This window comes from Vibrio sp. Of7-15 (assembly GCF_022347565.1).
Lineage (GTDB): Bacteria > Pseudomonadota > Gammaproteobacteria > Enterobacterales > Vibrionaceae > NORP241.
In genome coordinates, this window is the sequence record NZ_JAKRGH010000019.1 from 1 (window position 1) to 20892 (window position 20892).

At 40.1% G+C, this 20892-nt stretch carries 16 protein-coding genes; 3 read left to right on the forward strand and 13 right to left on the reverse strand.

Going from position 1 to position 20892, the window contains the following annotated elements:
• Positions 1 to 164: 164 nt before the first annotated feature.
• From MHO82_RS17400 to MHO82_RS17460, 13 genes are all read right to left on the reverse strand, one after another.
• Positions 165 to 1532, reverse strand: coding sequence for an MATE family efflux transporter (locus tag MHO82_RS17400; RefSeq protein ID WP_239185798.1), 1368 nt, complete (start codon positions 1530 to 1532; stop codon positions 165 to 167).
• A gap of 470 nt (positions 1533 to 2002) precedes the next feature.
• A complete protein-coding gene (locus MHO82_RS17405; protein ID WP_239185800.1) occupies positions 2003 to 2692 on the reverse strand; it encodes a 4'-phosphopantetheinyl transferase superfamily protein in 690 nt (229 codons plus the stop codon).
• Between the two features lie 266 nt (positions 2693 to 2958).
• Complete coding sequence (locus MHO82_RS17410) at positions 2959 to 4323, reverse strand: S8 family serine peptidase (protein ID WP_239185802.1); 1365 nt, start codon at positions 4321 to 4323, stop codon at positions 2959 to 2961.
• Complete coding sequence (locus MHO82_RS17415; protein ID WP_239185804.1) at positions 4313 to 5806, reverse strand: AMP-binding protein; 1494 nt, start codon at positions 5804 to 5806, stop codon at positions 4313 to 4315. Before MHO82_RS17415 ends, MHO82_RS17410 begins: the two co-directional genes overlap by 11 nt.
• A gap of 15 nt (positions 5807 to 5821) precedes the next feature.
• A complete protein-coding gene (locus tag MHO82_RS17420) occupies positions 5822 to 6379 on the reverse strand; it encodes an alpha/beta hydrolase (RefSeq protein WP_239185806.1) in 558 nt (185 codons plus the stop codon).
• A gap of 2 nt (positions 6380 to 6381) precedes the next feature.
• Positions 6382 to 6657: a hypothetical protein gene (locus MHO82_RS17425; protein WP_239185808.1), complete on the reverse strand. Its 276-nt coding sequence runs from the start codon at positions 6655 to 6657 to the stop codon at positions 6382 to 6384.
• A gap of 18 nt (positions 6658 to 6675) precedes the next feature.
• A complete protein-coding gene (locus MHO82_RS17430) occupies positions 6676 to 8448 on the reverse strand; it encodes a carbamoyltransferase C-terminal domain-containing protein (RefSeq protein ID WP_239185810.1) in 1773 nt (590 codons plus the stop codon).
• Between the two features lie 116 nt (positions 8449 to 8564).
• Positions 8565 to 9791 carry an ATP-grasp domain-containing protein gene (locus MHO82_RS17435; RefSeq protein WP_239185812.1) on the reverse strand — a complete coding sequence of 409 codons (1227 nt, stop codon included), beginning with the start codon at positions 9789 to 9791 and terminating at the stop codon, positions 8565 to 8567.
• Positions 9772 to 11238 (reverse strand): NAD(P)-binding domain-containing protein, encoded by a 1467-nt coding sequence (locus MHO82_RS17440; RefSeq protein WP_239185814.1) that lies wholly within the window; start codon positions 11236 to 11238, stop codon positions 9772 to 9774. The genes MHO82_RS17435 and MHO82_RS17440 overlap by 20 nt, the downstream gene beginning before the upstream one ends.
• Before the next feature lie 16 nt (positions 11239 to 11254).
• On the reverse strand, positions 11255 to 12532 hold the full coding sequence (locus MHO82_RS17445; RefSeq protein WP_239185816.1) for a DUF6421 family protein: 1278 nt from the start codon (positions 12530 to 12532) through the stop codon (positions 11255 to 11257).
• Positions 12519 to 13037: a hypothetical protein gene (locus tag MHO82_RS17450; protein WP_239185818.1), complete on the reverse strand. Its 519-nt coding sequence runs from the start codon at positions 13035 to 13037 to the stop codon at positions 12519 to 12521. The genes MHO82_RS17445 and MHO82_RS17450 overlap by 14 nt, the downstream gene beginning before the upstream one ends.
• Positions 13038 to 14027: 990 nt before the next feature.
• The gene (glmS, locus tag MHO82_RS17455; RefSeq protein WP_239185820.1) at positions 14028 to 15860 is read right to left on the reverse strand and encodes a glutamine--fructose-6-phosphate transaminase (isomerizing); all 1833 of its coding nucleotides are present in this window, start codon (positions 15858 to 15860) and stop codon (positions 14028 to 14030) included.
• 15 nt (positions 15861 to 15875) lie between these two features.
• Complete coding sequence (locus MHO82_RS17460; RefSeq protein WP_239185822.1) at positions 15876 to 16646, reverse strand: DeoR family transcriptional regulator; 771 nt, start codon at positions 16644 to 16646, stop codon at positions 15876 to 15878.
• A gap of 219 nt (positions 16647 to 16865) precedes the next feature.
• Here MHO82_RS17460 and MHO82_RS17465 point away from each other — a divergent pair, with 219 nt between their 5' ends.
• The 3 genes from MHO82_RS17465 (at position 16866) to MHO82_RS17475 (ending at position 20834) form a co-directional block, all read left to right on the forward strand.
• A complete protein-coding gene (locus MHO82_RS17465; protein ID WP_239186025.1) occupies positions 16866 to 17807 on the forward strand; it encodes a putative sulfate exporter family transporter in 942 nt (313 codons plus the stop codon).
• A 715-nt stretch (positions 17808 to 18522) separates the two neighbouring features.
• A complete protein-coding gene (pykF, locus tag MHO82_RS17470) occupies positions 18523 to 19935 on the forward strand; it encodes a pyruvate kinase PykF (protein WP_239185824.1) in 1413 nt (470 codons plus the stop codon).
• 209 nt (positions 19936 to 20144) lie between these two features.
• A complete protein-coding gene (locus MHO82_RS17475) occupies positions 20145 to 20834 on the forward strand; it encodes a GntR family transcriptional regulator (RefSeq protein ID WP_239186027.1) in 690 nt (229 codons plus the stop codon).
• Positions 20835 to 20892 lie beyond the last annotated feature (58 nt).

Genomic DNA, 20892 nt, shown 5'->3' on the forward strand with positions numbered 1-20892 from the left:
TGACAAAAATCATCGACATGACAAAATAAGTCTACTAACTTACGCATAGCTGGTTCCTTTGTGATAAATCCTTCTTGGTCGAAAGATCTGATCGCAGAAACAGCTTTTAGTTCCATTCAGTTTTTATCTCGAGTTCAGGTTAGCTGGCTTTCTTAGAGAGGTTATTAGCGAGAGAAATTAATTTGTAACTCAGGAGCTTGTCTGTGTATCCAACGCAAACGCATCCCTAACAGGAATGCAGCAGATGACAAACCAATAATAAAGCCTACCCAAAAGCCTTGTGCTCCCATAGGTTCAACAATCCAATCTGTGCGCCCAAGTACATAACCAATTGGTAAACCAAGAAACCAATAAGCGATTAAGGTACGATTAAAAATAGCACGCATATCTTTGTAGCCACGCAGTATACCCGCAGCAATAACCTGAACTGCATCAGTGCATTGGTAAACTGCAGCAAACAATAACAGAGCCATTGCAAGATCAAGCACCTCCGGAGTATTAGTATAAAGCTGTGTAATTGGCTCACGAAATACAACGGTCAGGATTGCTGTTACTATAGCGAGTACAAGGCCAACCCTCATACTTACTCGAGATACTACACGAGCACCATCTACATCCCCTTCCCCTAAACGATGACCAACACGAATACTTGCAGCAGCACCTATACTCATTGGTAGCATGAACACTAGAGTCGAAAAATTAATTGCAACTTGATGTGCGGCAACAATAATTGAACCTAGGGGAGAAACCAGCAACGCCACTACAGCAAATAAGGTCACCTCAAAGAATAGTGCTGCTGCAACAGGAAAGCCCAATTTGAGCAACCGAATTTGCGCTTTAAGCTGAGGCTTATGAAATTCACTAAATAAATTTATACTTTTCAGGCGCTCTGAAATCATTACATAGAGTAGCAACAAGGCAAACATCACCCAATATACAATCGTAGTAGCAACACCACAGCCTATACCACCAAGAGCAGGAGCACCAAATTTACCGTAAACGAAAATCCAGTTAAGCGGAATATTAAGCACAAAACCTATAAAGCCTATAACCATTGCAGACTTGGTCAAAGAAATGCCATCAGTAAAGCTACGTAACGTTTGAAATAACAAAAATGCCGGTACAGCAAAAATAACCGCCTGTATGTAGCCCGCTGCCTTTGCTTTCATTACTACTTCAACACCCATAACTCCAAGAATAAACTGAGTTTGGGACAACACCCCTATAATCGGGAAACTGATAAATAGCGCAAGTGCGATACCTTGCTGGATTTCAAATGGGATATTCATGTGACGACCAGAGCCATTCAACTGCGCCACAACGGGAACAAGCGCCATCAATAACCCCATGCCAAATAGAATCGATGGTAGCCAAATACTAGAGGCCACCGATACTGCAGCCATATCAGTAGCACTTACACCACCAGCCATTATTGTATCCACAAACCCCATACCTGTTTGTGCGACAGAAGCAATCAGTACAGGAACTGCTAATTTAATAAGACTCAATGCTTCTTCTTTATAACGATGCACAAAATACTCCAGAATGAAAACACAGTTAAAAATAGAGGATGCTCAGGGAAAAATATAACGAACAATCCTGTGGTAGCTTCAGTGAAAAAATACTCTTATTTATCAAAGACTATAACTAGAAATTATATTCTAACAAAATGAAATATTAAGGTTTGATGGGAGTACGATCATATATCGATTATAGGAAACAAAGCCTTACTGCCTATTCAAGTATAAACGTTACGAACTTAAACAATAAAATAATCATTAATAACATTCGATAAAAATACTCATATCTAACCTTGCTATTTTAAAACTTCTTCAGTTTCTAAAGAATTTTTCACCATGTTAATGAAATAGCTTCAAGCTAATATTTCATTATATGATTACTACCCTCGACTGAAATTAAACGAGCCTGATAATAAAAACATATTCTTTAGCATTAGAATATTCCAATAAGCTATCCAATTAATAAAAGAGCCTTATTCCTATCAATTTAACACTTTACTAAATATGCAACCACCAGTGCTCTGAAATTCTACAAAATATTGTTCTGGTAAATTGTGCAACTTGGCCAAATGACTATTCAGACTAAGTACAACTCTATTTCTTGACTCAAGAGCCACAATCCTAGCTGAGTCAAAGCCAAAGTGTCGCTCAATATAGGGGTAAAGAGCTTTAAATATTGCCTCTTTAGTAGAAAAAGCACAGGTAACCCTCTCCGAATAAGATTCTAGACTAGCCGACAGTATTGATAACTCAATTTCGTTAGCAACATATTTGCTTACTCGACACGCCTGTATATCTGGCATCAGCTCTTCTATATCAATTCCGACAAATTGAATATTAGGCGAGCGTGAAATGAGAGCAGCAGCATATGCGCTAGTATGAGAAATAGAGCCACGGTAGCCATTAGGCCAAATTGGGGCCCCTAATTTATCCATTTTAATTTCGGAGGGGACTTTTATACCCAGTTTTCGTATACACAGATTGCTTGCTAATCTCCCCGCAAAAAACTCCGCCTGACGTAAAGTTGTAGAGTTTTGAATATCAATGGGAAAAGGAACCTCATAATCAGTAAAGAGTTTTTTAGAGTAACAACTAGAAATAAACTCAACTTTAGAAAGGCATAAATCTTGGCTCATCAGATCAATATACGTTGCCTTAATAAACTTCTCCACACCATCCCCTACATGTTCACTATTATTAACAGATAGATGCACTGATAACCTCAGCATTCAATGCTATTCAAACGCAGGTATACATCAGCGCTTTTTTGCAGAGTTAGCCGTTACGTTGAGAACCAAAGTAACGCTGGCCAAATCAGCGCAATCCATAATCACATTAGAAAATAGTCTTAATTTTCTTAGAATTCAGCTATCCTCTGTACGCTGCCCCTACAAATCCGAAACTCTGAAATGATTAAAAACTGTCTTCAAACCAAAAGTTAAATAGCAATCGGAAGTTTACTCCCATGTACTAACCCTGCGCCAGTCGCAAGACAATTCTCTTTACCTGTTGCAACATCTCCAGTATTACTAGTACCTTTATCAACTTTTAGACAAGCTTGGCGAAGTAGATACTTCTGTCTTTGTACAGATAGACTCTTATCTGCTTGTATTAACAAGGCAAGGAAACCAGTAACCCAAGCTGCTGCTGCGGAAGTGCCACTGGAAACTAGCCAGCCATCATCACTACCAGTCCCATCAGTTTTACCGTTTCGTGCATCATGATCGGAGCCAGGTTCTGTTGGAAACAAAATAAGCCGTGCATTAGGAAGATGCCCACAAAGACCACAAAGATCTGGTACATTGCGTTCAGAATATACATCTGATCTATATGAACTAGAAATACCTGATAACTCAACTTGTTCACTATCCATGTAAACCCCTCCAACAGTTATACAGTCCGGCGGAGCAATCGACTGAAATATGGCGTCTTTCCGATCTGTTGAGCCATTACCGGAAGAAAATATAACCTGAATTCCTTTAGCTAAAGCGTTTACAACTTCCAAATGGGCCGTGGGCTCATGCCCTATAGTTCCCCAGCTACAGTTAATAATATCCGGTTTAATTTCTACGGCTTTCTGTAGTGCTGCAACGGGATAAGACATCTCCCTATTACACATCTTGATCATAGTTAAATCAACATCTGGAGCAATAGAAAGTGCGACAGAAGACATTGCTGTACCATGACCTCGCTCATCACGAGTAGGGTCTAATAGAGAAACAGCTGGAATAGTTGATGTTCGGTAATGATGTTGTATGAAATGGGGATGATCCCATAGCCCTGTATCAATCACTGCGACTTTAACTCCTACACCAGTTAATCCCGCAGCGGACAATTCAGTCACCCCAGCGATATCGGCTACTTGTTCAGGAACAGCATACACATGATAGTCTAAGCTTGGGCGAACTAAACTAAGTTCAAAACTCCCCTTAGGTAAATTAATACACTCAATATATTCAGCATTAGTTAAACTCGAGATATCGATTTCACCGACAGTAGTAATTTCATTACGGGTAAACTCTCGAATAAATCGATTGCGACGCTTTAGAAACTGACAGTTAAATAGCTTTCCAGCCAATTCAGAACTAAGCGAGATACTGATACCAACCTCAGAGCGAGCTTCAATAAGTATTCCTAGTTCCTGAAACTCACGACATAACGTATCGATAACACCTTCAGGAGGCAGAAACAGCTTCAGTGAATCAACTGACAATTTATCAAGATCACTATAAATAGATAGGCCACTGCTAGATTTTGGTGTAACTGTTAGAACAATATTATCTATCTCCATGTCAGTACTCATCAACCAATTCCTTTAATTTCTTTTTATCTAGTTTTCCCGAAGGCAATATAACAGATGAGCTATTACTTAATTTACGGACATTTTCCGGAACCATATAATGTGGCAAACAGTTAAGCAACTGTTCATGAAGTTCACTCTCGGTAATATTACCATCGTAATATAAAGTCAGCACATTACGTGAAATATCAGCCTGACATGTTTCAGTCACGATAACTGTAGAAGCATGAACCCCACATATGGAATTAACTGCCGCTTCAACTTCTGTTGTATGTACAAAATGGCCTGAGATTTTTACCGCATCATCATTTCTACCTAGAAAATGATAATAACCATTCTCATCAATCCGGACGATATCATTGGTCTTATAGTACGTTTTGCCATCTAATTCAGTAAACCTCATACCCGCAGTATCTCCCAAGTAACCCAGCATAACCTGCTCTCCTGCTAAGAATAACTCACCTACATAAGGCTCTGCAGGATCAGATGGTACAATTCTAGCCGTTAAACCAGCAAGAGGAAGACCAATAGGCAAGTAAGAGTTACCGTCTGGTAGCTCCGTGGTTGTATACAATAAAGCAGTATGAGTGACTTCCGTTGGCCCATAGCCATGAATAAAGAGAATGTTGGGACAGGCTTGCTTAATTTTACGTAAGACACCAACAGGACAGGGTTCTGCGCCATACCAAACAGCCTTAAGCGAAGATAAATCCTCCCTTTCAAACCCACTGTAGGGGCTAGCAAACAGCTTAAGTAGGGTGGATACCATCAATGTGTCTGTAATACGATACTTGGAAATCAATTTAGGTAGAGCTCGGGGAAACGCTGTAGGTGTATATAATACCAAGGTACCTTTCCTACTCAACGTCATATATATATCAAGTACCGAAGCATCAAAGAATAATGGCGAGGTGTTCAAAAAGACAGTATGTTCATCATAACTTACTTGTTTTGAAACAGCCTTAAGGAATGCGACAATAGAATGATGACCAACCTGCACTCCTTTGGGGTTACCAGTAGAACCAGATGTAAAAATAACGTACGCACAACCAGTAGGATACGTCCGTGGATTGTCCGATTTTAATATTTCAAATGATATATTTTTGGCATTATGATCCTGTAGCACCTCCAATCTATGATAATCAGGCAGTTGTAAATCACGATCACTGTAAATAATCAGCTTAGGCTGAGAGAGTTGTAATATATAGTCAAGCCTCGCTTTTGGTATATTAGGATCAAGAGGAATATAGCAAGCCCCAAGTTTTAAGCAGGCTAGCATTGTAGCTATTGAATGAATACTTTTATCTAATAACAATACTACAGCTTGATTTTCTGAAACTCCATAGCCTTGTAAATTTAGTGAAATTTCTGCAACCAAATTTCCTAGCTCTTGGTAATTTATTTGCTTGTTTGATGCATCATCAATCAAGGCAATATTTTCACTGTTCCAGCTTTCTTCAATTTTGGAATAGAGGTTACACTCCATAGTTTTATATACCTTTTACATTTTCTTTGACAAGAGTTCTTCGAAACCTGGAATCGAGTCTTTGTCGCAATCAAATTGCGTAAAGTGCCCGTAGCCCTCAGTAAGTATCAATGAGCTGACTAAGTTTTCATGTACTGTAAGGGTATCTTCAACGGAAATATAAGGATCATCTTTAGCATGTATTTGTAAGATCCATTGCTGATTTGATTTGATTTCTTTCCAATTAAATGGGTCATCATAAAAGCCTGTCCTACGCTCAAGCTCAAAACCACAATCGTTGACCTGGGTTGAAATCAAGATACTTCCAAAGACTTCGTTATTTTCCGCATACCTTAATGCTGCACTGGTACCCGAAGAGTGGCCAATGAGCAGTGTTTCCCTATCAGGTTTCAGTGACTCAATAAATGGCATCCAATACTTCATTCGACCGCGAACAGAGTCGGGTAAATTAGGGCGAAGTATCTCGATGCCATATCTTTGCAAACATGCAGCTATATATGGAAAGCAGCCAGAGTCAGCATTTGCCCCTCTATTGCCATGGATAAATATTGCTCTGGTCGGCTTTGCCATCATAATTAACTCTTGTCAGCTTCCAAAATTGAGAACACAGTATTAGTTAGCGTATCAACTGATAAAAAATACTTCTGCTGCATATATTCAGGATCAAATTCAATCTGATACTGAGTTTCAACAGCAAATACCATTTCTATCAATTTAGCAGAACTAACTTCAGAGCTATTTCCAAATAGCTCCGTATTCTCGTCCACAGATTTATTGTTTGAGAATAGTACTCGCTCTGCAATCACTATGAGCTCTTTAGATATGTCTTCCTTGGATTTTAATTGATGCATAATATTTACTTGCGCTTCCTATACAGCTTCAACAGACTTAAGTTCTTCTTCAATGGCCTTTATTTCAGAATAATCTCTTTGTTTGCTAAAGATCAGATTCCCTATCACTACATAATCAAGGCCAGTAGAAAAGAAACAGCGAATCGCATCAGAAGGAGAGTGAACAACTGGCTCACCCTTAACATTAAAGCTCGTATTTAGAACTGCCGGACATCCTGTTAATTCATGAAATGCCGAAATGATATTGTAGTACTCTGGGTTAACATGCTTCTCAACTGTTTGAGGGCGTGCTGTATTATTAACATGAGTCACTGCACCTAAATAGTCTCGATACTTTTCTTTCACAGAAGCAATTAAAAGCATATATTCAGACGGACCTTCAATATCTAATATTTCTGACGCATGGTCTGCTAGAATTGAAGGTGCAAAAGGACGAAACCCTTCTCTGAATTTGATTTTGGAATTAACAAGCTTTTTATGCTCGGCAGGGCGTGGATCGGCCAAAATACTACGATTTCCCAATGCCCGTGGACCTATCTCAGCAGTTCCTTGAAACAGGCCAATAACCTTACCCTGCTCAAGTAATGAAGCAATTACCTTCGGCTTCTCTTTTAATCGATAGTAATTTAAATCGTAGGGTTCCAGTTCATTCAATATTTGCTCATCGGTAAATGTAGCGCCTTTATAAGCATGTTCGAACGGGATCTTTTCCGCATTACCATAATACTGATGATGCCCCCAATAAGCAGCTCCAAGTGAAATCCCACCATCACCAGCGGCTGGTTGGATGAATATTTCTTCTATCCCTGAATTCTTAAATACGTAATGATTAGCAACACCATTTAAGGCAACACCTCCGGCCAAGCAGAGTCTTTTTACACCTGTTTCCTGAACCAAAGACTTAACAATATCACTACAGATTTCGTTCAAGCGAGTCTGTAAACTAGCCGCAATATCCATATCTCGCTGACTCGGCAGACTACCCTTAACTGTAGGCTGGCCAAAAATATCAAGAAATTTCTGGGTGTAGAATGGTCCTTCGGAGGAACAACTTTTGTGAAACAACCAATGCTGTAAAAAACCAGGTTCAAGGCGGTACATCGCTTTATCATCCAGTTTGATAATTTTCCTGAATTCATCGAGGTATTTGGGTTCACCGTAAGAAGCTAACCCCATTACTTTATATTCATCACCAAAGTCAAAACCAATAAATTGTGTGACCGCTAAATAAATGAACCCCAACGAATCAGGCATAACTTGACGCTTCAATAATGAAAAGTCGCCTGATTTTACATTATAAGAAGTCGCTGTTTCATATTCACCACGACCATCCCAAGTTACAACTAAACAGTCATCAAAACTTGAAGCATAGTAGCTACTGTATGCATGGCTCTCATGGTGAGAGATAGTTTCTACTTCAGCATTAGGGAATTGAGCCTGTAAACTCTCTAGGTGTCGTGCCATAGTGACTTTTTGGAAAGCTAAATAACCTAACTTATTAAAGATGGTGCGTGCTGAAAAGATGTCACCTGTTTTTAGTAGGTTAAAATAGTCGTGATACTGCCCTTTATTCTGCCACCCTAACACCACCAGATCGACATCTTCAGGACTTACTGAATTTGTACTCAAACAAAATTCAATTGCTTTTTTAGGGAAGCTTCCATCTTCTTTGATTCGAGTAATACGCTCTTCTTCAATAGAAGTGAGAATGTTTCCATTGCGGATTAAAGTGGCACTAGAGTTATGCATACTGCCGCCAAAACCGACTCCCAAGATAGTTTTATTCACCATTTTACTTCTCCTTTGGTGACGTCAGAATCAGTTGACTACAGGTAAGATTAATATCATTCATCTCACAACTAACGCCATGTACTTCAAGTTCCATTAATACCTCGCCTCCTTTCTGATTATGATATTTTATAAATTTTGTCTTCTTTAACTAATCTGAGGATGTCATGAAAGTCCTCATTCAACTTACTTGGACAGTGATTCAGTAAATAAATAAAACCAGCACTGCCGATAGTATCTCTTGTCTGTTGGACATTTTCCCCTATACTCGGGATCCCTGATTCACAATGGAACGAGTCCAGTTTTCTTATATATTCTTCTGATAATAATTCTTTTATTTGCCCAGACTTTTCAAAAACTAGTGATATCTCAGCTAAAGATTGACCTAATTTGTAAATCCGACAATTGTCGCTGAACCCATTATTCGTATAGGCATCAACTAACACCTCAATCTGTGTCCTATCTAACGCCAAACTAAAAGCTGATTTATTGATAGAGGCTCCCATTAAACGAGCGTTCGACTCCACAAGTATGGGGCCAGAACTATCCACAATAATTTCATTGTGTGCAGCCCCATACTCTAAGCCAAGGCTAGATAGTACTCTATTGTTGTACTCTACCAAGTCCTTAACTAGATTCGACTCTGGATCACAAAGTGTCATACCTTCAAAGATGAACATTGTTCCTGGGACTTTTCTCCGATACGTTTTCCATACGTCGGTTGTATACACTTCACCTTGCCAGCTAACCGTATTAACAAAGTACTGCACCCCCTCAATATAATCTTGAAGCAACAACTCTGAATTAACGTGGCCAAGTAGATTAGTCTTACCTAGATTACGTTGAATGCTACTTTGAAACTCTTGATTAGTAAGACAAAGTGAAACACCGTCACTCGCACCACTGTTGAGTGGCTTGACAATCACAGGAAGATCCATGTCGTAATCTACAACCTGTTCATTTTTAAACTGAGTGATCAGCTTCTGGCGAATAGAGCGGATACCCACTCGGGCTAGCTGCTCTTGAGCTCTATATTTATTTCTTCTTAAATCAGTTGTTTGCAGAGTATTAGAACAAGTTAAGCTGAGTCTATCCGCGATTGTATCCGCAAGTGTGACCCCAGGCTCAGCTCCAGCAATAACATGACTAACTCCGTCAAAATGACCTTCATCAATTGCAGTAGCCAAAGCTAAATCATCTTCAATCACTATACTTTGGGTAAACGCAACGCTTTCGTTAAAGTAGTCAGCCTTTGAGCAAACCTGAATACAGTCCTCCCCTCTCCTAACTAATTCAACAGCTAGGTCTTCACCCGTGGAAATAGCATCAACTATGATAATTTTCATTGTCTTCTTCGCCTTTATTGTTTAGTACTTCCATATGGCTAATGATGTGCTGCGCATTGTTCGCATAAAGTTGTGAGGCAATCGATCTTGATACTTTTTCGATAACGTTTGCTAAGGCTGGTATCCCTACTGTTATATGAATGACGTCTGTCAAACAATAAAGCTTACCCGCAGCAGAGTTTTCGGACTTAAACTGTATCTGATATTCACTGGATAACTTAGGTAAGGCATCAATATCCAAGAGATCCACCTTTTGTTCCCTATCCCCCCAAGTCAAAATCTCATTACTAATAGCGAATAACTCTTTTTTGGCCTTTACATCAAACTTTGGCCCAGTAGCCACGATAACGTAGTCATACAACTCATCAAACCCATGCTCACTTGTAATCCTATGCTGATGGCTATTCTTACAAGCTTCTATTTTTAATTGGCCAAGAGCTTCATTCACCGTCAGGTTATTAATTCCCAAAAACTGTTTTTGATACTCTGGCCTAGAAGTCGTTCGTCCATCGGAAAAGAAGTTTCTGATAACAGAGAGATATTTTTTCTCATCCAACGTATTTGAAAACCTCAAAATAGGGTTAGTCATATCAGATGGATAGGTATTCTCATTATCGTGTATCTGACTATCGTCCCGCCCTGACCATAACTTTTCTGACAAAGGTTTTCCTGTTGCAATTTTACGTCGAGCGAGAACATCAGCTCGTTTGGCACCGTGTTTAGTTGCCTCAAGAGCATTATCAAAAGCAGAAGCTCCACCACCAATAATGGCGACATGTTTACCAACTAACTTAGAAAAGTCGATTTTTCCCCAAGCATAGCCAATTGATTCTAAGTTGGTTTTGTTTACCAACTGTTTTGGTGCCTGCCAAGATCCACAAGCCGTCATCCCTGTTGCTAGGCATAACATTGAGGAATAATATTTTCTCTCTGTATTACCTTTCTTTGCCCTAATTTCAAAAGCGTTCGCAGATTCAACCCACTGCTGAGCGAAAACTTCAGTTTCACTCTCAACATCCAATTGGAGTATTTCTTTAAACCACCTTAAGTAATTGGCCCAATCTTCGGTCTTAATAAAGTCAATTTGATCGAATGCGTCTGGGCCATCTACAGAATTTTTCCAAAACTTGAAGCTAAGCAAAGGGTTACCACACTCAGGCCCTTGAGAAAACTTACTTGTCCTAAGTTTCTCCATTCTTGCAAAGTCTTGCCAAGGGCCAGGCTTACCACAGGGCTGCTTATCAAGAAGGAGTACTCTACCTAGCCCCAACAACCTCAATTGATGTGCGAGAGCAAGCCCAGTATGGCCAGCACCCACAATAATGACATCATAGACTTTATGGCCGGAGAACTTCTGAGGAGAGCACCAACTTTGCCTAGAAAAGTACTTTTTTTCGTTAAGATCTTGAGTTATCAGCTCATTAAGAGCGAGTTGATTTGGATACATACAGTCGACCAGATATTTAAGCGAAGATTTTGCGACGAGTCATCGCGGGTTGGATAAGCTCTTCAAGTTCATATTTAACTTCGCCCGTAAGGCTATAAAACTTTTCAAACTGGTTGCCACCAATTTTAGTAAAGTCAAAGTCAAAATATGCGCTTTTAGTCCTGTCCTTAACACATAGGTGCGTAGCTACAAGCTCCCTCGCCTGAGCCAAATAGGAACTATTTTCTAATAATTCGATTGCGGTAATTGAATCGATAATATCTTTAGCTACAGGTTCAAGTTGCGCCAAATCTAAATGCATCTTTCCAGCTTTATTCACTAGTAACGCTTGAGCTTCTTTAAACCATGAAAGCATCAGTAGACCGGTCCCCGAATCAAAGTTTCGTGACCAATTCCTCTCGACTGGATAGCGAAACATTCTATCTACTAGAATAAACTCTGCGACTTCTAGTCGATATGGTATTGTCTCATCCTGTAAACAGCACAGTAGAGTTTGCAAGTCGACTTTGATCTCTTCTAATAAGCCTGAATACCACTTGGTTTTTATATCGATGTGTTCATCGAACGGCCTAGGTCCCATATGATGGTAATAATCGTGCAAGTAACCCCAAACACAACGAGCTTCGTAGTTCTCTTGTACATTCCCTTTCGTTCTGTTTTTTATAAAGCTTTTATCAAAAAAAGTCTCAGCAACAGGAACTGAAATCGAATTATATGTGCGATAGAATTTATTGAAGAAAAACACAGCATATTTCTGCCGTTCAACAGGACTCTTTGACTGGATATTTTCAGGAAAGAAGACAATATTATTACTTTCCATCAACCCTTTGCTTCCAATCAGCAAGTGAGATGATTGACAGATATATTTTGGATGAGGATATTTATTATACATCTCCTGATACTGAGGGGAGCTTGGTTCATCTCGCAAAGACAGGAAGGTTTCAAATTTCCACCCATTACGATTACCGTTAGCTAGCCTTAGAGGCCCCAAGAAATAAAAAAGCCCCCCATTATCTGGTAACTCTAAGGCATCCCTTGACACTCCAAATTCAGGCTGCTTATCTACCCCCTTATCGACCCAAGTCGTTATATCAGCTATTAGAGATAAACGATAACCTTCAGATATAAAAGCGGCTTGGTCACTGCGAAGAAAGTTCAATAGTTGCTCTATGATGACTATTGCTTTTTTCTCATCAGCCTTTGCTATTTGCCCTTGTTCGTTTTGCAATGCAGCCAATTTGTTCGTTAATACAACTATATCCTCTAGATAGCTAATTAGTTTAGTGGTGCACATGGATACTGAACCCCATTTTAACCTTTCCAAAATCTCTAACTAGCTTTAAACCTTTGTTCCTTGCAGCTTCACTTGTAGTAATACATCCGTCAACTTCAAGGCTTGAGCATAGATGTGCAGCTTGTGCATTACTTGAGCACAATTGAATATCTAATCCCTCTGGCACTAAATTTTGAGGTGCGGGATGACTAGCAACCCTTTTTATTTCACTCTCAACCCCTTCTCTTGAAGCTAAAACCATCTCATATGTATCAAGAAGAAATACATCACCGAGCTGCATGTTTTCCAAGTTTGAAAAAACAATGTTGTGTAGATCTGGATAAACTACGCAGCCCAATAGAGCGGAAGAGGTTTTTTTTAAAACTACCTCAACCGCACTTTCCAAAGAATCGTGCAATATCACTTCTGCATCTAATTTTTTTTCTTTTATATAATGGTATGCAGCTTTCTCACAGTTGGTACCTTTTGGGCCCAGTGTATGAATTTCACTTATTTTTCGACGCATCTAATTTATCCTTCAATACGTTGCGTACAATTATTGTTAAGTTGGTTTGTAAACCTTTCCCCAAAAAATCCAGCTAATGCATTAATGATCTTGTAGCACTTTAAACTTTTGTAGGGTGTGTACCCTCACGCCATATGACTCTAGTATCAATACAGTACTGAGTACTTTCACAATTTCATATATTGTTAATTGTGCCCATTGTTGCATTCAACGCCCTCGATGTAAAAAAGAGGTATAAGTCGTAAAAAAAATGTTATTTAGATGCAATTGATTGATATGAATCACATAAGTAAAAGTTTTGTTTTTATTATTAATATTGCCAAAAAGGGGGGAGGGTACCTAAAAAACTTAAATATTTGCATTGGAAATTATTAATTTCCGAGCTAACTTCAAGGTCATCAAGCCTCTAGGAGAAAGAATTATTAATGTTCTAATTTCAGGTATACCTAGTTTAGCCACACTTATTTAAAAATGCTGTAAGTCAATGAAATCACCTCGTCAAATAAATACTTCAGCTTGCTATGTTGTGGATTTTAAACTTGGCTTTAAAGGTATCCCTAATATGGATATTATCATTGCGACTAAAGAGATAAGTGCTTTCCATCTCGGCAAGTGAAAGGAATATTGAGGGTCGTAGATAGTAATAACAGTATCAATGAAAAGCATTGATACCAAATTAAAAACAAATAATATCAACTACATAATTGAATTTGAAATGACCATAATAGTTCACTCGAATAAGCTACCTGAACGATCTGATCATAGTCAGCCAAACTAAATCAAAAATTCCCCGAGCAATGCCCAGGGATTTATTTATTAAAAACAACCACGATCTACCTTCTGAATTACGAAGGCTGTTGTAATTTTATCACTGACTCCAACTTATTGAGCACGCAAATTACTAGTACAAATAGTTTATTTCCAATAATACTCATACGCATCACTTTCTAAATTAAAAACACTCTCATTAATTACACAGTGAATCAAGATTTACTCTACTGTTACCGACTTCGCTAAGTTACGCGGCTGGTCGACATCAGTACCTTTAATCAAAGCAACATAATAAGACAAAAGCTGTAATGGCAACGTATAAACAATCGGTGCAATGAATTCATCACAATGTGGTACAGACAGCACTTTCATTGTCTCATCACTACTAAACTGCGCTTTAGTGTCGGCAAAAACATACATTAAACCACCACGAGCACGAACTTCTTCTACGTTCGATTTCAGCTTCTCAAGCAACTCGTTATTTGGTGCCACTACAATCACGGGCATATCAGCATCAATCAGTGCCAATGGACCATGTTTAAGCTCACCAGCGGCGTACGCTTCCGCATGAATGTAAGAGATCTCTTTTAACTTCAACGCCCCTTCCATCGCAATAGGAGACTGCTCACCACGACCTAAGAATAAAGAGTGGTTTTTATCCGCAAAATCTTCCGCTAATGCTTCAATGTCTTCTGCCATCGATAGCGTCTGTTCAATTTTTGCAGGTAAACTTTGCAGCGCTGCTACCATTTGAGCTTCCTGCTCATTCGTCAGGGTCTTGTAACGCCCGATTGCACCGACCAACATTAACAAACCAGCCAGCTGAACCGTAAAGGCCTTCGTTGAAGCCACACCAATCTCAGCGCCAGCTTTCATCATATACGCCATGTCAGATTCACGTACTAAAGAAGAGCCTGGTACATTACAAATCGTTAAACTTGCCATGTAGCCCATCTCTTTAGCTAAGCGTAATGCAGCAAGAGTATCTGCCGTTTCACCAGACTGTGAGATCGTCACTAACAGGCTATTTTTGAACACATGGGATTTACGGTAACGAAATTCAGAAGCGATCTCGACATTACAAGACACACCACTCCATTGCTCAAACCAATAACGAGCCACAAGCCCAGCATGATAGCTCGTACCACAAGCAATAATCTGAACGTGCTCTACGTCTTTTAATAACGATTCTGCATTTTCACCAAATGACGAAGCGACAACCTGTCCCCCACTTAAACGTCCTTCTAGCGTGCGTTGAAGCGCCACTGGTTGCTCGTAAATCTCTTTTAACATGTAGTGGCGGTATTGGCCTTTATCACCTGCATCGTGAGAGACTTCAGACTCTTTCACTTCACGCTCAACTGGTGCACCATCGACATCAAATACCGACACACTACGGCGTGTGATCTCTGCAACATCCCCTTCTTCAAGGAACATGAAACGACGAGTCACATTGAGCAGCGCTAGTTGATCAGACGCTAAAAAGTTTTCACCAACCCCTAGCCCAATCACTAATGGGCTACCTGAACGAGCCACCACAACACGTTCAGGATCACGGCGATCCATAACTACCGTGCCGTAAGCACCCTCTAATTGCGCCGCTGTTTTTTGTACCGCTTCAACAAGTGTGCTTGAGGTGCGTAATTCCCATTCAACTAAGTGAGCAATTACCTCAGTATCCGTTTGTGATAAGAATTCATAGCCACGACCTTGTAGCAAGATACGAAGCTCTTCATGGTTCTCAATAATACCGTTGTGGACAATAGCAATGTCATCACCTGACATATGAGGGTGAGCATTTAATTCAGAAGGCTCACCATGTGTTGCCCAACGCGTATGAGCAATACCAGTACCGCCGATGAGTTCTTGTTGATCTAACGCATCCGCTAACTCTTGAACTTTACCTAAACGGCGAAGGCGGCTTAAATTTTTGTTTGCATCAACAACGGCAACACCTGCTGAATCGTAACCGCGATACTCTAGACGACGTAGCCCCTCAACCAGGATCTCAGCTACATCACGCTGTGCAACAGCACCAACAATACCACACATAAATTTTCTCCTAATTTATTCGGTTACCGCGCAGATCACCTGCACTCCATGATTTATAATTTGTTTTTTTGCCTCATCAGAAAGATGGTGATCAGTAATTAGCGTACTGATACTGTCCCACGGCAGCTCTAAATTTGGGATCTTCCGACCGATCTTATCTGATTCAATCATGACAACGACTTCACGAGATACGTCAGCCATTACACGACTTAAGCCAATGAGTTCATTGAACGTTGTTGTTCCACGGTTTAAATCAATGCCATCCGCACCAATAAAAAGCTGATCAAAGTCATATGATCGTAGGACAGATTCGGCGACTTGGCCTTGAAATGAATCGGAATGCGTATCCCACGTTCCGCCAGTCATAAGCAAAGTAGGCTCATTTTCCAATTCATTCAGTGCGTTAGCGACATGAAGAGAGTTTGTCATGACAACTAAGCCCTGTTTTGAGCCCAGCTGACTAATGAGAGCACCTGTCGTGCTGCCACTATCGATGATAATTCGATTATGATCTCGAATGTGTTTCGCCGCCTCCTTGGCAATAGCCAACTTACGAACCGAAACATGTTCTTCTTTTGAATCGCTGACAATTTCTGAAGGCATGGCGATCGCTCCACCATAGCGACGCAATAACAGACCATTTTGCTCTAGCGCAGCAAGGTCCTTGCGAATAGTAACTTCAGAAGTATTGAAACGACTGGAAAGCTCATCAACACTGATTTCCCCTAATTCATTAACCAAGGCAACAATAGTATGACGGCGCTGTTGGGTATTTCGTTTAGACATTAAGTTTCGCTTCAAACAACATTTAAGTTTCGTTATGAAAGATATAATAGCAACTCGAAACTTATTATGTCCAACTTATTGAGAAATTAGATCTAAGAATCAGACTAAACTCATACCTATTCAGCTATTCTTAACTAGAAGGTAAGAGGAATTTAATTTATTGAACTTAAAGAAAAGAGTATGCTTTATGGCTCATTATTTCGTTGATCTACGATGGCCATGCAAAACACGTTGAAACACCCCTCCCAAGCAGTAACCACTTTTGTGTTTTGTGCGCTGGCTGCTTTATGCTTATTGCCCGTCATTTCATCCCCTATTGCTCTGATCTTAGGGTTAAGCTTAGCTAGCATGGGATTAGTGCCAAAACACATCAACACTACAGCTATCGCCAAAAAGCTACTGGCGTACTCTATTATCGGGCTTGGTTTTGGAATCAATGTAAATGCAGCAATAGAAGCAAGCCAGCAAAGCATTTCCCTCGTGGTTGGCTCTATCATATTTACTCTACTACTAGGATTTGGATTAACACGCTGGCTCAATTTAGATAAAAAAACGGGCCACTTAATTGCTGCTGGAACTTCCATTTGTGGAGGGAGTGCTATTGCTGCCGTCGCCCCTGCCATCAACGCCCGAGATGATCAAACCTCCGTCGCCTTAGCCACAATTTTTTTGCTCAATTCCGCCGCTCTATTTGTTTTTCCAGCCATAGGACATGCCCTTGATATGTCACAACATGACTTTGGTTTATGGAGCGCCATCGCCATTCACGACACCTCATCGGTTGTGGGTGCAGCTTCTGCTTATGGCGATGAAGCATTAAAAACAGCCACAACCGTAAAACTCGCTCGGGCGCTATGGATTGTTCCCATCGCCTTATTAAGTGCAGTGCTGTTTAAAAGCGATAACCGCAAAATATCTATTCCCTACTTTATTATTTTCTATTGTCTCGCGATCGCGATTGCGGAATGGCTTCCAGCTGGAGAGGCTGTTTTTTCCACTCTATTTGATATTTCTAAACGAACATTAGTACTGTGTTTATTTTTGATTGGCTCAGGCATCACAGTAAATAAGCTACGTGCCGCCGGACATAAACCACTATTGCTTGGGGTATTGCTTTGGATTGCAATTGGAGGGGGGTCACTGGCAGTGATTTTACTTTGATGCATTTTTCCGTGTTACAAACCACCAAACTAATACACTAAAGGCGCATAAATCGATCACAGCACTGATTAAGCCTGAAGTGAGTATAGAAGCAGAAACAAAAAGTAATGTTATTACCATTACCCAGTATTTATTCATGCTTTGCATTCCTTTCGCATGTAAATTGGATACGGTTATTATTTACTTTATAACAAATAAGCTTAAATACTCTTTCTTGCTAACAAAGAGCAATTTAGCCTAAGCTTTATACTCAAACTAAAGCATAAACGTAGAGTAAAGCTCCCCAAAAGCCATATGTAACTAGCTTTATAGTTAATCTGCGACCAAATCCTAGCCGTGATTTCTCCTTGATTTACTGGTAAACTTCCCCTTCCTGAAAAAGATGAAAAATAACAAGATTTGACCATTACTCAGGGTTGCGATTCTTCCGAAGGAGAGCAGAAATATTCCCCATAAATGTGAATATTGCTCAGCGGCATCCTTACCTAAATCGCAAATTATTTATCTGAATCAATAATAGCTGGCTCATTTGTGTCTAGACTATTACACAATATTTTTCGTATCACTCTGAACGACAATGAGGAAAAAACTCAGAAAACCGATTACGCTCTCATTATGTAGTCATTTTTCAACATATTTTCTTCATAGAATTGCTGTATAAACTCAGAGATTGAACATTTTAAATTACAATTACTCATCCGGAGAGAATCTTCACATGAAAAAGACCAAGATCGTATGTACGATTGGCCCTAAAACTGAGTCGGTAGAGAAACTAACTGAACTAGCAAACGCAGGCATGAACGTAATGCGTTTGAATTTCTCACACGGCGACTTCGAAGAGCATGGTAACCGTATCAACAACCTTCGCTCTGTTATGCAAGATACTGGCAAAGAGCTTGCTATTCTTCTTGACACTAAAGGCCCTGAAATCCGTACTATCAAATTAGAAAACGGCGATGACGTTACTCTAACTGCTGGTCAAGAATTCACTTTCACAACCGATACTTCTGTTGTAGGTAACGTAAACACAGTTGCTGTAACTTACCCTGGCTTTGCTAAAGATCTAACTGCTGGTAACACAATCCTTGTTGATGACGGCCTAATTGAAATGGAAGTTATCGCAACAACAGAAACTGAAGTTAAGTGTAAAGTACTTAACAACGGTGATCTTGGCGAAAACAAAGGTGTGAACCTTCCTGGTGTTTCTGTTCAACTACCAGCACTTGCTGAAAAAGACAAAGCAGATCTTAAGTTCGGTTGTGAGCAAGGCGTTGACTTCGTAGCAGCTTCTTTCATCCGTAAAAAAGAAGATGTTCTTGAGATCCGTGAGCTACTAAACGCGAACGGTGGCGAGAAGATCCAAATCATCTCTAAGATCGAAAACCAAGAAGGTGTTGATAACTTCGATGACATCCTAGATGTGTCTGACGGTATCATGGTTGCTCGTGGTGACCTAGGTGTTGAGATCCCTGTTGAAGAAGTAATCTTCGCTCAAAAAATGATGATCGAGAAGTGTAACCGTGCACGTAAAGTGGTTATCACTGCAACACAAATGCTTGACTCTATGATCAAAAACCCACGTCCAACTCGTGCTGAAGCAGGCGACGTTGCTAACGCAATCATGGACGGCACTGATGCTGTAATGCTTTCAGGTGAGTCAGCAAAAGGTAAATACCCAATTGAAGCGGTAACTATCATGGCTCAAATCTGTGAGCGCACAGATAAAGCAATGCACGCTTCTCTAAGCACTCGTCTAGACAGCCCACGCCTACGCATTACTGAAGCAGTATGTAAAGGCGCTGTAGACACAGCTGAGAAACTAAATGCACCTCTGATCGTTGTTGCGACAGAAGCTGGTAAATCAGCTCGTTCTATCCGTAAGTACTTCCCAACGGCAAACATCCTTGCGGTAACAACCAATAAGAAGACAGCAGCTCAGCTATGTCTAACTAAAGGTGTTACTCCAGTGATCGTAGACAGCATCGACAACACAGATGAGTTCTACCGCCTTGGTAAAGAGCTTGCTCTTGAATCTAGCCTTGGTGCTAAAGGCGACATCGTTGTTATGGTTTCTGGTGCTCTAGTCCCATCTGGTACTACAAACACTGCATCTGTACACGTTCTATAATCGATCGTCGTCATAGAATCCATAAAAAGGGAGCATATGCTCCCTTTTTTATTAAATAGTACTTGCTCAAACTTGGCGTACGCTATACCATACAGAACGGATGACGTTATAGGTCATCGGTAACATGTTTGAGTGACAATTGGAAAATAGAGTTTTATCTAAAAAACCGTTCCTTACACTCAAAACAATCTTCGTTACCTTTTTTGTTGATGTCGAAAGTAAATGTGAGTGAGGGTGTCGTGTCTAGTCCAACGTTAACGGATAAAGTCGCCAAAATGATCCGCCAGGATATTCTTTTGGGTAACTTAGAACCAGGTAGAAAGCTTGTCGTAGCAGAGCTAAAAGATCACTACGATGTTGGTGCTTCACCAATTCGAGAAGCTCTGGTTCAATTGTCATGGAAAAAATTTGTTCAGCTTGAGCCTCAAAAAGGCTGTTGGGTTGCTAAAATCTCGCAGCAAGAGCTCAATGATTTATTCGAAAGCCTACGCGTTGTTGGCCGTGTTTTATTAGAAAAAGCCATTCAATCGGGTGACGAAAGTTGGGAGCTAAATATCCTAACAAGCTACCATAAATTGAGCCGCATCAACCTTCATTCTGATTCGCCAGATATGGAAGAATGGGAAGAGCGTCATAATCAATTCCAACTCTCTTTGCTTGAAGGTAGTAACTCTCATATCATGTACAACTTCTATCGTGATGTTTGTAACCAACTTGAGCGTTACCGCCACTTATGGCTAAATAAAGTGAAAGCAGGTGAAGAGCAATATCATGATCTTGATAAGCATGAAGCGATCATGAAAGCCGTTCTAGCTCGCGATTTGATCAAAGCATCTGAACTTATTGAGCAACACTTAGAGCATACTGCAAACATGCTCGCGAAATACATCAAAGAATAACAAAGCAAACTTCGTCTAAATGACAAAATCGGGCACAGAGCCCGATTTTTGTTACCAA